The sequence below is a fragment of the Ferruginibacter profundus genome, from assembly GCF_054783275.1.
The window spans coordinates 1,829,408-1,844,164 of record NZ_BAAGQW010000001.1; the positions used below are offsets into that span (position 1 = coordinate 1,829,408).

At 40.0% G+C, this 14,757-nt stretch carries 11 protein-coding genes; 2 read left to right on the top strand and 9 right to left on the bottom strand.

Annotation, left to right across the window (positions count from 1 at the left end; genetic code table 11):
* The first annotated feature begins 14 nt into the window (after positions 1-14).
* Positions 15-629, top strand: coding sequence for a hypothetical protein (locus tag ACYVM0_RS07815; RefSeq protein ID WP_460554993.1), 615 nt, complete (start codon positions 15-17; stop codon positions 627-629).
* A 432-nt stretch (positions 630-1,061) separates the two neighbouring features.
* Positions 1,062-2,039, top strand: coding sequence for a YitT family protein (locus ACYVM0_RS07820; RefSeq protein WP_460554996.1), 978 nt, complete (start codon positions 1,062-1,064; stop codon positions 2,037-2,039).
* A gap of 165 nt (positions 2,040-2,204) precedes the next feature.
* On the opposite strand, the gene ACYVM0_RS07825 is transcribed toward ACYVM0_RS07820, so the two are convergent.
* The 9 genes from ACYVM0_RS07825 to ACYVM0_RS07865 all read right to left on the bottom strand — a co-directional run bounded on the left by ACYVM0_RS07825 (position 2,205) and on the right by ACYVM0_RS07865 (position 14,681).
* The gene (locus ACYVM0_RS07825; RefSeq protein WP_460554999.1) at positions 2,205-4,352 is read right to left on the bottom strand and encodes a M1 family metallopeptidase; all 2,148 of its coding nucleotides are present in this window, start codon (positions 4,350-4,352) and stop codon (positions 2,205-2,207) included.
* Positions 4,353-4,530: 178 nt separating this feature from the next.
* The gene (locus ACYVM0_RS07830; protein WP_460555001.1) at positions 4,531-6,282 is read right to left on the bottom strand and encodes an SLC5/6 family protein; all 1,752 of its coding nucleotides are present in this window, start codon (positions 6,280-6,282) and stop codon (positions 4,531-4,533) included.
* 31 nt (positions 6,283-6,313) lie between these two features.
* Positions 6,314-7,825 (bottom strand): L-arabinose isomerase, encoded by a 1,512-nt coding sequence (gene araA, locus ACYVM0_RS07835; protein ID WP_460555004.1) that lies wholly within the window; start codon positions 7,823-7,825, stop codon positions 6,314-6,316.
* A 10-nt stretch (positions 7,826-7,835) separates the two neighbouring features.
* The gene (locus ACYVM0_RS07840; protein ID WP_460555007.1) at positions 7,836-8,225 is read right to left on the bottom strand and encodes a VOC family protein; all 390 of its coding nucleotides are present in this window, start codon (positions 8,223-8,225) and stop codon (positions 7,836-7,838) included.
* Positions 8,222-10,228, bottom strand: a complete 2,007-nt coding sequence (locus ACYVM0_RS07845) for a glycoside hydrolase family 127 protein (protein ID WP_460555010.1) — start codon at positions 10,226-10,228, stop codon at positions 8,222-8,224. The genes ACYVM0_RS07840 and ACYVM0_RS07845 overlap by 4 nt, the downstream gene beginning before the upstream one ends.
* 52 nt (positions 10,229-10,280) lie before the next feature.
* Positions 10,281-11,423, bottom strand: coding sequence for an aldose epimerase family protein (locus ACYVM0_RS07850; protein ID WP_460555012.1), 1,143 nt, complete (start codon positions 11,421-11,423; stop codon positions 10,281-10,283).
* Between the two features lie 84 nt (positions 11,424-11,507).
* Positions 11,508-12,212: an L-ribulose-5-phosphate 4-epimerase gene (locus ACYVM0_RS07855; RefSeq protein ID WP_460555015.1), complete on the bottom strand. Its 705-nt coding sequence runs from the start codon at positions 12,210-12,212 to the stop codon at positions 11,508-11,510.
* A 161-nt stretch (positions 12,213-12,373) separates the two neighbouring features.
* Positions 12,374-14,017, bottom strand: a complete 1,644-nt coding sequence (locus ACYVM0_RS07860; RefSeq protein WP_460555018.1) for a ribulokinase — start codon at positions 14,015-14,017, stop codon at positions 12,374-12,376.
* A 10-nt stretch (positions 14,018-14,027) separates the two neighbouring features.
* Positions 14,028-14,681: an HAD family hydrolase gene (locus ACYVM0_RS07865; RefSeq protein ID WP_460555021.1), complete on the bottom strand. Its 654-nt coding sequence runs from the start codon at positions 14,679-14,681 to the stop codon at positions 14,028-14,030.
* Positions 14,682-14,757: the final 76 nt, after the last annotated feature.

The window sequence follows — 14,757 nt, forward strand, 5'->3', positions numbered from 1 at the left end:
AGTAAACTATTGTAATGCAACAACAAGATCTTATTGGCTGCAGAATAACCAATATTTTTCAGATAGTGGAATATGAAAGTTATGGGCTTGACACCGGCGAATGTTTTATTGAACTGGATAACAGCATTATAATTGATATTCCAAAAAGCGGCTGGGATGAAGTAATAATTAAAGAGCTTGATGAAGCAGCCTTCAGTGTTTTTACTGATCTTTCAGATTACCCGGTTTATCATATTAATGAAGAAGCGCCACCATCCCCTGACACGGAGGTGAAGCCCCGGAAGGAAAAACTTAGTTTTTTTGAGGACATTTTTCAATTTCTGCTTCCACGAAAACGGGCTGAAATAAAACCAGTAGTTACAGCACATCAGCCATATACCATTGAGTATAGAGAGAACAGGCTTAAATATATTAAAGACAGTATTATAAAAGACCTGATTACTTTTGGCGACAATTTTGATAAAGGGTTTATTGAATTGGAAAACGGGTATTTAATTTCAGAAACAACGGTTTCAAATAATGGTACCGGAAGAGCAGGCCTGAATGTATATAATAATTTGACTGAAGTTACTAACTGGAAAGGCCTTGGATTTAAAAGAATAAGTGACCAGAAAAATAAAACCAGTTAATCCTGTAATATTTTCAATATTACAAAACACCAGTACAATCACCACATAAAAAAACAAACTTTAAAAATTACATTTTATTTGCAGCCTGCAAATAAAAAACTCCGCCATGTTTGCAGCTGCAAGCCCGGCGGAGTCTGTGGTTACATAAAGGATACGGAAGTTGAAACCGGTGCCCGCTGCACCTCATAAAAACTAAAACTGCTGAAATTGCTATCTCTGAATAATAATTTCAGTATGCAAGAATACGGCAGCAAAATAATTTGCTTTATGACGGACATCATACAGCCAGCTGATTCTTGTAGTTTATGCTTGTTTTACGCTGTATTTTAACCGGTTTCTAATCTGACCTTTCACCAACCCTCGATATTAAACCTTAAATTTGGTTACGACGCATCACTGGCAATACCAATTGACTGCATTTAAAGAAACAATATGAACCCATTTCTTACAAATATTGTCATACAAACCACGCTCAGGAAGAAGGGTGAGCAGGCTGGCAAAGAAAAGAAATATTCGGATTTTGAGTTGGCAAAAGGCTGGTGGGAATTGAAGCTGACCATATTCCGGCATATCAGGGATTTTGTACTTATCACGCTGGGTATTTTTTCTGCCGCTTTTGGGTTTAAAGGCTTTTTATTGACCAATCATTTTATTGATGGCGGTGCCACCGGCATTTCATTATTAATTTCGGCATTAACAGATGTACCGCTGTATGCATTACTGATTGTAGTGAACATTCCGTTTATAATTCTTGGCTACAAGACCATTGGTAAGGCCTTTGCCATTAAAACAACATTGGCTATCTGCGGCCTGGCATTAGTTGTAGGTACGGTGCATTTTCCTGATGTAACAAAAGATAATTTATTGGTAGCAGTGTTTGGTGGTTTTTTCCTGGGTGCCGGCATCGGCCTTTCGGTAAGAGGCGGTGCTGTTATTGATGGAACCGAAGTGCTGGCCATTTATTTAAGCCGTAAGCTAGGTACCACCATCGGCGATATCATCATCCTCATCAATGTAATTATTTTTTCTGCAGCAGCATATTTTTTATCCGTTGAAGTTGCTTTGTACTCCATGGTTACTTACCTGGCAGCGTCCAAAACACTCGATTTTATTATTGAAGGTATTGAAGAATACACCGGCGTTACCATCATCTCTTCGCATAACGAAGAAATAAGAGAGATGATCATTAATATCATTGGCCGCGGTGTAACGGTGTACAATGGTAAACGTGGCTTTGGAAAAAGCGGGGAAGCTAAAAATATTGATATTGTATACACTGTAGTTACAAGACTGGAATTGAACCGCCTGAATACAGAGATTGAAAAAATTGACCCTCATGCTTTTGTGGTAATGAGCAGTATTAAAGATACCAAGGGCGGCATGATAAAGAAAAGACCACTGAAACATTAATTTCACCCCATAAACTTTCAAGGCTTATCAGAAACACATAGCAATGTTGATCCGCATAAGCTGCAGGTTATAAGCTCCGGCAGATAAGCATGCCCGTTAAATTTTCTTGTTTCCCTTTGCAGCTTTTCCCTTGCAGCTATTAAAGTTTTTATATTGTTGATTATACTATTTCTCTTTAGTAAATAAGAATGTTCCTCCACCCTGTTTTAAGGTCATTTCATTTTTTGTGGTATCAAATTCAAATATAGCGCCTGCTGCCACATAACTGAATATATCTTTTCCGGTGCTTTCCAAAGTAACTTTGTCCTGTCCACCCGGTTCTGCTACTAATTTATTGTCTTCTTTACTAAATGTAATTTTTATGGGTATTTGTTTTGAGCTGTAAGTGCCGGTGTATTTACCCAGGTCTAAATTACTTACTGCAGCTGTTGCTTTTGTTTTTGCCGTGCCCCAGCTGTTATCTTTATCATTAGCATCTACATAAATACCGCCATCCAATTTTAAGTAGCTGATCTTTTTTGCCGTCTTAATTTCTATGGTAGCCAGTTGTTGATTCTTCTCCCACATTGCTGCCGTCTGGTGCAATGTTTCTGTGGTACCATCGGCATATTCCATCACAATATCTAACGGTATGGCAAAACCGCCGATATTTTTTATAGTAACAGTATAGCCTGTTTTTGCCGGCACTACTTTATCTGCCGCCACATCCATATAATTACTGGTAAAGAACCAGTTGTTCCAGTACCAGCCCAGGTCTTTACCGTTAATATCAGAAAAACTATTGAACATATCCCATGGTATAGGATGTTTACCATGCCAGCGATCCATAAAACCATGCAGGCATTTTCTAAACTGGTCATCACCCAGCATGTCTTTTAATCCCAGGTACGCCAATGCAGGTTTGCCATATTCATTTTCGCCCATGGCTTGCCCGCTTAAAATATTTACCGGGGTAATAATGGGTATTTGTGTTTCGTCAGAAGGATTCAATGCCCAGCCATTAACCCTGAATTGTTTAAAGAATGTATTGGCTTTTTCTTTACCCAGGTCTGCAATGCCGATCATATTTTCAAATGCGGTGGTCCAGCCTTCGTCCATAAAACCATAGCGGTGTTCGTTAATGCCCATGTAAAAAGGAAAATAACTGTGCCCTACTTCATGCTCTGCAATAAAACGTTGTATCACATCATCATCCTGCCTGCTGTCGTTGGCCATCATAGGATATTCCATATCTGCAAAACCTTCAATGATGGTACTCTTTGGAAAAGGATAAGGTACTCCCGGCCAGTTATTACTATACCAATCCAATGAATGCTGAATGTGCTTTACCTGGTTGTGAAAGTTGACCGCTTTATCATTGAACGCAGCCTGGGTACTAGCCCTTCTGCCTGTTTTTTTATCTACTACCACGCTTGCAGCATCCCATACATAATGATCGCTGATGCAATACGCCATATCACTCACATTAGTGGCTTTCCATTTCCAGGTGTTGGTGGCATTTTGTGTGGTGATATTTTTTGTATCCAGGTCTTTTTGTGTCACTACGTTGATCACTTCATCACTGGTAAGGCTTTTATTAAATTTGTCGGCATAAGCTGTTTGCAATACTTCATTTGCATTCAACAGATCGCCGGTGCCCCATACTAAAAAGTTTTTAGGTACCGTAACTGAAACTTCATAATCATTAAAATCGTTGTAAAATTCCTGTGCATCGGTAAAGTTCATCCTGTCCCATCCGTTCACATCATCCATTACGGATACACGAGGATAAAAGTAACCCAGGAAAAAACTGGTGCTGTCTAATTTACCTTCCCTACCACTTTGTTCGCTCAGGTCATAGTGCCAGTCGAATGTTAGTTTTACGCTATCGCCACTGGGTACCCCTTTAGTTAAACGTATACCATAATTGGTGGAGCCCCGCGGATCGCCAAATGGTTTTTCGGTACCATTCTCTGTATACTTATCAATATGTATTCCCGTTGTTAAATAATCTGCGGAAGCATTGCCCTGCCGTGCAGTACCGGGATTGTGAATGTTTACAATTAATTTGATGGTTAATCTTGTTAATGTATTGGGGCTGTTATTGATATACGTAATGGTTTCGGTACCCTTTACCTCTTTGGCAGGTGGCATGGTGGTAACGCTGATATTATAGCGGCCGAAATTCTGCCAATACTTTTTCCCGGGCTTCCCGTCCATACTACGGGTGCCGTTATCAAATGCCTTTTTTACATTTTGCGGAATAAACAATGGTTGCTGTGCAATAGCAGTTGCTGCTATACACAGGCAAAGGAAGGTGAGTGCTTTTTTCATGGCTTTATTTTTAAGAAGCCCTGAAATTAGACTGTAGAATATTTTCAGCCTACTTTTTGGGGCTTTTTTATATAAGCGGTAGCTGTTGCCTATTTGAAGAAGCTGGTCATTGAAACAAAAATCCCTTTGCCACCAGGCAAAGGGATTTTATTATTATTTGCTATAACTACCAGTACTGTTACCAGAACTTAACATACAATGCAGTAAGTATCAATATTGTGGTTACGATCATTGCAATTATTGAAGGTTTCAATTTAAACATGCTCTTATCCAGTTCGAATGCCTTAGGATTATCTTTTGGCCCTGCCATACTGATACCTATCATTACCAGCATGGTAATTACAAATGCCCAGCCCATGTTGATGAGGAATGGAATTTCGTAAACCCCTTTGCTGTTGATAAATGCTGTGTACATAAAGTTTTCGTGACCAAAAACTGAAACAGCAAAGCTGTTAAAGAAGATCGCCATCAGGAATCCGGTTAACAAACCTGCCACTGCTGCTGCACCGGTAGTTCTTTTCCAGAACATCCCTAGTATAAACATGGCAAACACACCCGGGCTGATAAAACCAGTATACTTCTGAATGAAAGTGAAACCACCTTCGCCACCAATACCCAACAGATCTTTCCATTCAAAAATCACTGCCAATACAATAGCCACCAATGCTACCATGCGGCCAACCCAAACCATATTTTTTTCTTCACCTTCTTTATGTGCATCTCTTTCTACCGTAGTTAATACATCAGCTTTAGTGCCATCGGTATGCGCTGCTTTTTTACGGAAATATTTCATGTAAATATCAAGCGTAAAAATAGTACCGATACTATTAAGCTTACCGGCCAATGATGCAACAATTGCAGCAGTAAGTGCGGCAATGGCCAATCCTTTCAATCCTGAAGGTAAGAATCCTAATATTGCAGAATAAGCATCATCCATACCACGTAAGCCTTCCAGGTGTCCATTTTTGTGCAACACATAAGCCGCAATACCCGGCAACATTACAATGATCGGCATCATCAGTTTTAAAAATCCTGCAAACAAAATTCCTTTTCGTGCAGTTTGCAGATCAGCTCCCAGTGCTCTTTGTGTGATGTACTGGTTACAACCCCAGTAATTTAAATTCACTATCCACTGCCCGGCAAAGTACATAGCAATACCTGGAAGTATAAGGTATTTATTTACATCTTCCTGTGGTGTAACTCCCGTTACCGGTTTTTGCAATATCATATGAAAGTGATCGGGAGCCTGTGACATTAAGGTTTTAAAACCGGCTAACGCATCTCTTCCCAAACCAAATTTTTCGCTTACAATAGTCAATGCAAAGTAGATGGTTGCAAAACCACCGATAATCAATACAGCCACCTGTATCACATCGGTGTAGCCAATCACCTTCATACCGCCTAAAGTAATGATAAGTGAAAACACCGCCAATGCAATCATTACAATGTGTAAATACTCAGGCCCTATCAAGCCGCTGATAGCGATAGCACCCAGGTATAAAATTGAAGTAAGGTTTACAAATACATATAAGAATAACCAGAAGATGGCCATTATTAATGACACCGTTTCGTTATACCGTGTTTTTAAAAACTGCGGCATGGTGTATATCTTGTTCTTTAAATAGATGGGCATAAACCATACGGCAATAATGATCAATGCCAATGCAGCGATCCATTCGTATGCTGCCACAGCAATACCTACAAAATAACCATTACCACTCATGCCAATAAATTGCTCTGCAGAAATATTTGAGGCAATAAGTGATGCACCGATTGCCCACCAGGTAAGTGAACCTTCGGCTAAAAAATAATCATGCGATGCTGAGATCGCTGCTTTCTTCTTTTTACTGTACACCCAATAACCGTAACCGGCCACCAGTATAAAATAGATCACGAAGATCAGCATGTCTAAAGAGGATAAACCATTCATAAGCAAGTTGCTTTTTTATTATTAGTAGATATTATTTGCTGTTTATTTTGTAAAATACATCATTCCATCTTAATTCATTCTTTAAATTGTAAATGTTAGTATCCTTATTGATACAAACAAATTCAATTCCTGCCATGCCTGCAAAGTCTTCCATATTTTCTGCAGTAAGATTCTGGCTGTAGCCGGTATGATGTGCACCGCCTGCATGTATCCATGCCGCACAACCTGTTTGCATATTAGGATGTGGTTTCCACAACACTCTTGCTACCGGTAGTTTAGGCAGTTCATGTGTTGCCTTAACAGCATCAACAGTATTTACCAATAACCTGAAACGGTTGCCCAGGTCCATTAAAGAGGCATTTAATGCAGGGCCTGCACCTACATTAAAAACCAAACGCACAGGATCGGCCTTTCCGCCAATACCTAAGGGATGAATTTCGCAACTCGGTTTAGTGCTGGCAATGCTGGGGCAAATTTCCAACATATGGCTTCCCAATACCATTTCATTGCCGGGTTCAAAATGATAAGTATAATCTTCCATGAAAGAATTACCGCCCGGTAATCCTGTTCCCATTACTTTCATTGCTCTTACCAACGCCGCTGTTTTCCAATCACCTTCGCCACCAAAACCGTACCCATCGGCCATTAAACGTTGTGTGGCAATGCCTGGTAATTGTGGCAGGCCATGGAGGTCTTCAAATGTATCGGTGAATCCTTTGTAATTTCCTTCTTCTAAAAATTTACGCATGCCCAATTCTATTTTAGCAGCATCACGTAAAGACTGGTGTTGAGCATTACCTTTTTTTAACGAAGGCATTAATTTATATAACTCCGCATATTCATCACACAGTTTTGTAACTGCAGTTTCTTTTATACCGTTGATAACACCAGCTAAATCGCCGATGCCATAAGTATTTACGCTATACCCGAATTTTAATTCGGCTTCTACTTTATCGCCATCTGTTACCGCAACATAACGCATGTTATCGCCAAAGCGTACAAATTTTGCGCCCTGCCAATCGTTCCAGCCCAATGCCGATCTTGTCCACCCTGCAATTTGTGCAATTACATTTTTATCCTGCCAGTGCCCTACCACTACTTTTCTTTCCATACGCATACGGCTCATCATAAAACCAAACTCACGGTCACCATGAGCCGATTGGTTCAGGTTCATGAAATCCATATCAATTTCGCCCCATGGAATATCACGGTTGAATTGGGTATGCAAATGCAGTAATGGTTTTTGTAAGATCTTCAATCCGTTGATCCACATTTTAGCAGGAGAAAAAGTGTGCATCCAGGTAATGATACCAATACAGTTCTTATTGCTGTTAGCATCAATTACCAGGTTGTAAATTTCTTCAGTAGATTTTAAAACGGGTTTAAAAACAACTTTTACAGGGATGACTTCTGCATCATTCAGCGATTTTGCCAGCATAGCAGAATGTTTGGCTACCTGTTTTAAAGTCTCTTCTCCATATAAGTTCTGGCTGCCTGTAGCAAACCAAACCTCTGATCCTCTTGTGTTGATACTACTTTTCATGTTATTATTTTTATTCAGTTATTTCAATATAATTTTTCTCCGGGTCCAATACAACACTTTCGTAGTAGCCATCGCCGGTTGTTCTTGGTTCGCTTTGTATGGTAATACCATCAGCCCTCATTCGCTCCGTTAAAGCATTTACATTTTCCTTGCTGCCAACAGAAATTGCAATATGTGTAAACCCTGTCACAATCCCCCTGTCACCATTATGCTTTAAAATTCCGGGGCGGTGCATCAGTTCAATTCTTGCTCCTTTGCCGGCAAATGACAGGAAATAAGAGGCAAACTGTTTTTGTTCATTTATATATTTTCCGCTACACTGCATATCAAAATACTGCACATAAAAATCTCTTGCTCTTTCTAAATCTTCCACCCAAATTGCCAGATGTTCTATTTTCATTTCGACAGAATTTCAATGTCCTTTACCTGCGTTGGAAACCACACCGTCATTTCGCCTTTGCCCCTATTGGCCCAGCTGTAATATGGTATGGCTGTAAAACTTTGTTTTTGTGTTGAAATATTATCGTTGTTAGTAATGATCACTGCAGGCACTTCGGCCTTTAACGTCATCACACCATTTAAAATACCCGGATTGAATTCACTTTTAAAAACTGTACCGTCAGGAATGATCAGGTTACTTGTTTTACTGTTGTTATCCACCCACTCTGCACAATACATGATCGGGCCACGCTGCAAGGCTACTTTACCGATATCATTTTTTACATTTTCGTTGGCTACTACTCTTTTCACTTCCATTGGCAGGTTTACTTCCACCACATCATTTTTTTTCCATGGCCTGTTAATGACCGCATAACCATTTTGCATGGCGTATGCTATGGCAACGCCATTCACTTTTACTATTGGTTTTGCAGAAGACGTGCTGGTGAATTTGTAAAGGTCAGAAGGAATGGCTGCATCATTTGCCCATCCCGGAATCCTGATCAGTAAATTAAATGCATTGGCTTTTGCTGCATTGATAGTAAATTTTAAATCACCATCCCAGGGATAATTATTTTGCTGAACAACCTGCACGGCTTTATTATTTACTGTAAGATCAACCGTACTGTTGATAAAAAGATTCACAAATAAATTATCGCCCTTTTGTGCATACATATATCCCGGCACCGAAGGAATTAAACGGGTTAAATTAGTGGGGCAGCAACTACATTCAAACCAACCCGACCTTGTGGCTTCCATATCAGGATGGGTAAAGCTGTTGCGTATTTCCATGGCATTGGTGTAGAAAAAAGATTTGCCATCCAGACCAATACCGGATATTAAACCGTTGTACAAAGTTTTTTCCAGCACATCAATATATTTAGCATCGCCATGCAATAAGAACATCCTGTAATACCAATACACTTCTGCTATAGAAGCGCAGGTTTCGTTATAAGCTGTGTTGTTGGGCAATTCATAATTATCGCCGTAACGTTCGCCGGCACCAATGGCACCAACGCCCCCCTGCACATAAATTTTCTTTGTTACAACATTCTCAAATATCTTATCAATTGCCCTGGTTAAACTGTCATCTCCTGTAAGTGCTGCCACATCAGCAACAGCCGCATATAAATACCCTGCCCTAACGGCATGGCCTACTGCTTCATCCTGCAGCACTACCGGTTTGTTATCCTGCCAGTACGAACCATTTCTCCAGCTGTCACTACTTTTGGCATCATAACCATTGTACCTTCCTCTTGCTTCTATAAAAAATTTAGCGGTATTTAAATAGTCAATCTTGTTGGTGATGCGATACAATTTCACCAAACCCATTTCTACAATTTCATGTCCTGGTGCTACTGATTTTTTCCCGGGACCAAAAACAGCACAAACCAAATCTGCATTCTTTAAAGCAATGTCTAAAAGATTTCTTTTTTTAGTAGCTAAAAAATGGGCGGCAGCCGCTTCGTACAAATGGCCGGCATTATATAATTCATGACTGAGCTCTCTTTCTTTTTCCCATCTTTCTTTACCTACCCAACTGCCTACATGTAATGGGTCAATTGTTCTTGCTGTATATAAATACCCATCAGGTTCCTGTGCCGCTTTAATAATGGCAATTAAAGAATCCACATAGGCTTCTAATTTTTTATCCGGATGAACTGCCAGGGAAAATGAAGCGCCTTCAATGGTTTTATAAATGTCTGTATCATCAAAAGGATAGCGGGTGCAGAATTTGCCTTGTTTTTGCGCTGCCATTACAAAATTCTTTACACGCCCGGTATTTTCACAACGTTCAAAAGAAGCCGGAATAGTAACGGTACGATTGGTTTCTATTCTTGGCAGCCAGAAATTATCCGATAATTTTACCTGCGTAAAATTCACTTCTTTAATAGCATAATCATTTTGCTGTGCCAGTACCGGCAAGCTTAAAAAGATAGTGGCTGATAAAAAATAATTTTTCATACAAGTATTTTATCAAAGCAGTCTTCTTTTTAAAAGAAGACTGCTTTACCATTTATTTTACTGAAAATTTGTACAATGAAGTATGGGTATATTTTTCTCCCGGTTTTAAAATGGTATTCGGGAATGTGGGCTGGTTTGGACTATCCGGAAAATGCTGTGTCTCCAAACAAAGTGCCGCATGCTGCACATATTTTTGTCCGCCATTGGTATTGGTTAAGGTGCCATCTAAAAAGTTACCGCTGTAAAATTGTATGCCCGGTTCTGTAGTGGATACTTCCATATAACGGCCACTTGCAGGATGGTATAAAGTGGCTATCACTTCTAATGTATTGGCATTTTTGCTTAATACCCAGTTGTGATCGAAACCACCCTTTACTGTTGCAATATCTTTACCTATTTTTTTTGCGGTGGTAAAATCCATTGGTGTTCCTTTTATATCAGGCAATTTTCCGGTGGGTATTAAAAAAGAATCCACTTCTGTAAATTTATCTGCCTTCAGCATTAATTCATGATCTAGAATAGTAGAATCTTTTCCTGCTGATAAATTAAAATATGCATGATTGGTTAAATTAACCGGTGTGGCTTTATCGGTGGTAGCTGCATAATCAATCTTTAATGCATTGTCTGCTGTCAGAGTATAAATAACTTCTACAGATAAATTACCGGGATACCCTTCTTCTCCATCTTTACTCAGGTAGGTTAATTTTAAACTGCTGTCTCCGGCCTGCTTCTCTGCTTTCCACATTACTTTATCATACCCTTTAAGGCCACCATGTAAAGATTGACCATTATTATTTTGAGCTAATGTATAAGTAGTACCATCCAAAGTAAAATGACCTTTGGCAATACGATTGCCGTAACGGCCTATCAATGCGCCAAAAAACGGGTTGCCTTTTTGAGTGTATCCTGCAATGGAATCAAAGCCCAGGATAACATCACCCAATTTTCCGTCTTTATCTTTAGTAAGGATTTTTGTAAGCGTACCACCATAATTTATAATACCCACCTGCATGCCATTGGCATTGGTTAAAGTATATTCAGTAACTGCTTCACCATTTACACTGCCGAAAGATTTTTCTGTAATGCCCATTTTAGGAGTGGTATTTGCGGCAGCGGTCTCTTTATTTTCAGCGTTGTTATTACAGGAAAATAAAAACACAGATGCTGCCAGGATTAGTGATGATAATTGTTTCATAATTAGCTTTCGTTTTATTTTAAAGATGTTAAGTCAGGTTATAGTCGGCTATTCTATCTAACCGCTGCCGGGGTTATATAAATACTACGATTGTCCGTAATAAGAATCCGGCCCGTGTTTGCGTTCAAAATGTTTTTGAATTAATGCATCTTTTAATCTTGGTGCATTAAAATTAATTTGTTCTGTAAGCAGGGCCATTTTTGCAATACATTCCAATACCGCACTGTTGTGTACCGCTTTGGCAGCATTTTTTCCCCAGGTAAATGGTGCATGATTACCCACCAATACCATTTCCACCTCTTCATATTTCAGGTCATTGGCTTTAAAACAATTCATGATCTGGAAACCGGTTTCATATTCGTAATTACCTTTTATCATTTCATCATCCATCGGTGGTGCACAGGGAATATCAACCGTATTATAATCAGCATGTGTTGTTCCAAAAATAGGAATGTCTCTTTGTGATTGCGCCCATGCGGTAGCGTAAGTAGAGTGTGTATGTACAATACCGCCGATCTTTTCCCAGTGTTTGTACAGTACTGCATGGGTTAATGTATCAGAAGAAGGACGCAGATCACCTTCAACCGTCTTGCCTTCAAAATCAACGATCACCATTTTTGCAGGTGTAAGATCTTCATAGGCAACACCGCTTGGTTTAATGGCAAATACACCCAGGCTTCTGTCGGCTGCACTTACATTACCAAAAGTAAAAAGTACTAAACCCAATTGGGGTAATTGCATGTTGGCTTCGTAAGCCTCTTGCTGAATGTGTTGATATTTGTTACTCATGATACCCTGGCCCCTGAAGGAGGCTAACCATTTTTTATGATCAATTATTTTCGATTTTCTGTTCTGATCCCAGTTATATTTTCTATTGGTTGAGTCACCCCATTAAGGATGGCCCAAACTAAGAATTGGCCGGGTGAGCCACTCTTAAGGAGTGATCCACCCTATCCTTTTTCAATTTTGTTCCCTAAATCCAGGTACATTTTATACCGCTTTGCATAGTAAGCCACTTTATCCTGCTGCGGCTCGTATGTTTTTTCAAAGCCCTGCCCCATGGCATTCATAGCATCTTCTACCTTGCTGTATAAACCAGCAGCTGTGGCGGCAAACATAGCGGCACCATTGGCACAGGTTTGTTCGCTGCTGTGTATGCGGATGGGCATGTTCAGCACATTGGCCATTACCTGCATTACGTAGGTTGATTTTTTTGCAACACCGCCTAATGCAATAATTCCTTTTACAGGAATACCCTCGCTTATAAAACGTTCAACGATGGCTTTACTGCCAAAGCAGGTAGCTTCCACTAATGATTTAAAAATTCTTGGAGCATCGCTACCTAAATTTATATTTGCTATCACTCCTTTTAATAATTGATTGGCATCAGGTGTTCTTCTGCCATTCATCCAGTCGAGTGCCAGTTCATCTTTTTCGTTCAGTTCAATTTTTGCTGCTTCAGTTGCCAATGCGGCAATTATTTTATCAGTGATCAGTTCTCTTTCTTTTTCATCTGTTACAAACTGATGTATGGGCCAGCTGATGAGATTTTTAAACCAGGCATAAGCATCTCCAAAAGCAGATTGGCCTGCTTCCATGCCGATCATACCGGGAATTACAGAGCCATTTACCTGCCCGCAAATACCTTTTACCAGTGTATCTTTTACTTCATCAACAGGAGCCACTAAAATATCGCAGGTAGATGTGCCCATTACTTTACTCAGGTAATACGGTTCAATCTGTCCGCCTACTGCACCCATATGGCAATCGAATGCACCTGCACCAATCACCACATCTTTTGGTAAGCCCAGTTTTTGCGCCCATTCGTTACTGATAGTACCAACAGGTTGAGCAGAAGTATAGGTTGCTGTAAATAGTTTTGCTGTGATGCCATCCAACACAGGATCCAGTGATGTAAAGAAATCATTGGGTGGTAACCCTTCAAACGCTTCGGCCCATAAGGCTTTGTGGCCGGCACTGCAAACACCACGTTTTAATTTTGTGGCGTCGTTGCCACCGGTTAATACAAAAGGTATCCAATCGCAATGCTCTACAAAAGAGTAGATATTTTTTCTGATGGCTTCGTCTTCTCTTAAAATATGTAACAGTTTTGCCCAAAACCATTCGCTGCTGTAAATACCGCCTACGAATTGTAAATAATTAACCGGGAATTTTGTTGCATGTGTATTGATCTCTTCTGCTTCCCTGGTTGCGGTATGATCTTTCCACAATACAAACATCGCATTGGGGTTTTCTTCCAGGCCCGGCACTAATGCCAGTGGTGTTCCTGTGGCATCTACTGCAACGGGTGTAGAACCGGTGGTATCAACAGAAATGCCCTTTACCCCGGCGGCTACTTCGGGCCCTGCCTTTTGCAGACAATCTTTTATTGTTGCTTCCAGGCCTTCGGTATAGTCCAGGGGGTGCTGGCGGAACTGGTTGGCAATGGCATTGCAATATTTACCTTCCTTCCATCTTGGATAATAAAAAACTGAAGCGGCCATTTCTTCTCCGTTCATGGCATTCAATACAACCGAACGAACAGAGTCCGTTCCATAGTCAACGCCTATTACATATTTATTTTCAGCAGCCATCGTTATCTTTTTAATGTACCAGTTTTTCGAATAAACCGTTACCGTAATTTTCTATACAACAAATAATATTATCACCATAAAATTCTTCCTTCGTATGCATGGTGGTGATCACTACGGCTTTCATGCCCGCTCTTGCAGCCGCTTCCACGCCTTTGGGTGAATCTTCAAATACAATGCAGTCTGCTGCAGCTACATTCAATTTTTCAGCGCACAATAAAAACGTTTCGGGGTGCGGCTTACTTTCCACTACATCATATGCACTTACCACCACAGGAAAATATTTATGTAATTGCAAGCCATCCAATACATAATCAATATTAAAAGGAATGGCGGCCGATCCAATCGCCATTTGAATATTGGCCATATAGGCGGCTTCTAAAAATTCCCCCAACCCGTCGATGAGTTTTAAATAGGGCCTGAAATTTTCCTGGTACCTCCTTTCCTTTTCAACAATCATCGCTTTCATTTCCTCATCCGTAAACCTTCCCGGAAAGATCCGCTCCAGTAATTCCTCATTTTTACCATAACACTGCAGTTTTGTTTCTTCATAGGAAATGGTAGCGCCCAAACTGTTCAAAATTTCGTACCACGACTGAATGTGAAACTGCATATCATTGATCACTGTACCATTCAGATCGAATAAAAAAACCTTCTGTTGTTTCATATTTTAACCACAATATTTTTTGCCACTGATTGCACAGATTTTCACTGATCTTTTTGCTGATGTTCACAACAATCTT

What these genes read in the sequence shown, in the direction of transcription:
- ACYVM0_RS07845 (WP_460555010.1), bottom strand. Translation starts at nt 10,228, where the DNA reads ATGAAAAATTATTTTTTATCAGCCACTATCTTTTTAAGCTTGCCGGTA.
- ACYVM0_RS07865 (WP_460555021.1), bottom strand. Translation starts at nt 14,681, where the DNA reads ATGAAACAACAGAAGGTTTTTTTATTCGATCTGAATGGTACAGTGATC.
- araA (WP_460555004.1), bottom strand. Translation starts at nt 7,825, where the DNA reads ATGAAAAGTAGTATCAACACAAGAGGATCAGAGGTTTGGTTTGCTACA.
- ACYVM0_RS07850 (WP_460555012.1), bottom strand. Translation starts at nt 11,423, where the DNA reads ATGAAACAATTATCATCACTAATCCTGGCAGCATCTGTGTTTTTATTT.
- ACYVM0_RS07860 (WP_460555018.1), bottom strand. Translation starts at nt 14,017, where the DNA reads ATGGCTGCTGAAAATAAATATGTAATAGGCGTTGACTATGGAACGGAC.
- ACYVM0_RS07815 (WP_460554993.1), top strand. Translation starts at nt 15, where the DNA reads ATGCAACAACAAGATCTTATTGGCTGCAGAATAACCAATATTTTTCAG.
- ACYVM0_RS07830 (WP_460555001.1), bottom strand. Translation starts at nt 6,282, where the DNA reads ATGAATGGTTTATCCTCTTTAGACATGCTGATCTTCGTGATCTATTTT.
- ACYVM0_RS07825 (WP_460554999.1), bottom strand. Translation starts at nt 4,352, where the DNA reads ATGAAAAAAGCACTCACCTTCCTTTGCCTGTGTATAGCAGCAACTGCT.
- ACYVM0_RS07820 (WP_460554996.1), top strand. Translation starts at nt 1,062, where the DNA reads ATGAACCCATTTCTTACAAATATTGTCATACAAACCACGCTCAGGAAG.
- ACYVM0_RS07840 (WP_460555007.1), bottom strand. Translation starts at nt 8,225, where the DNA reads ATGAAAATAGAACATCTGGCAATTTGGGTGGAAGATTTAGAAAGAGCA.
- ACYVM0_RS07855 (WP_460555015.1), bottom strand. Translation starts at nt 12,212, where the DNA reads ATGAGTAACAAATATCAACACATTCAGCAAGAGGCTTACGAAGCCAAC.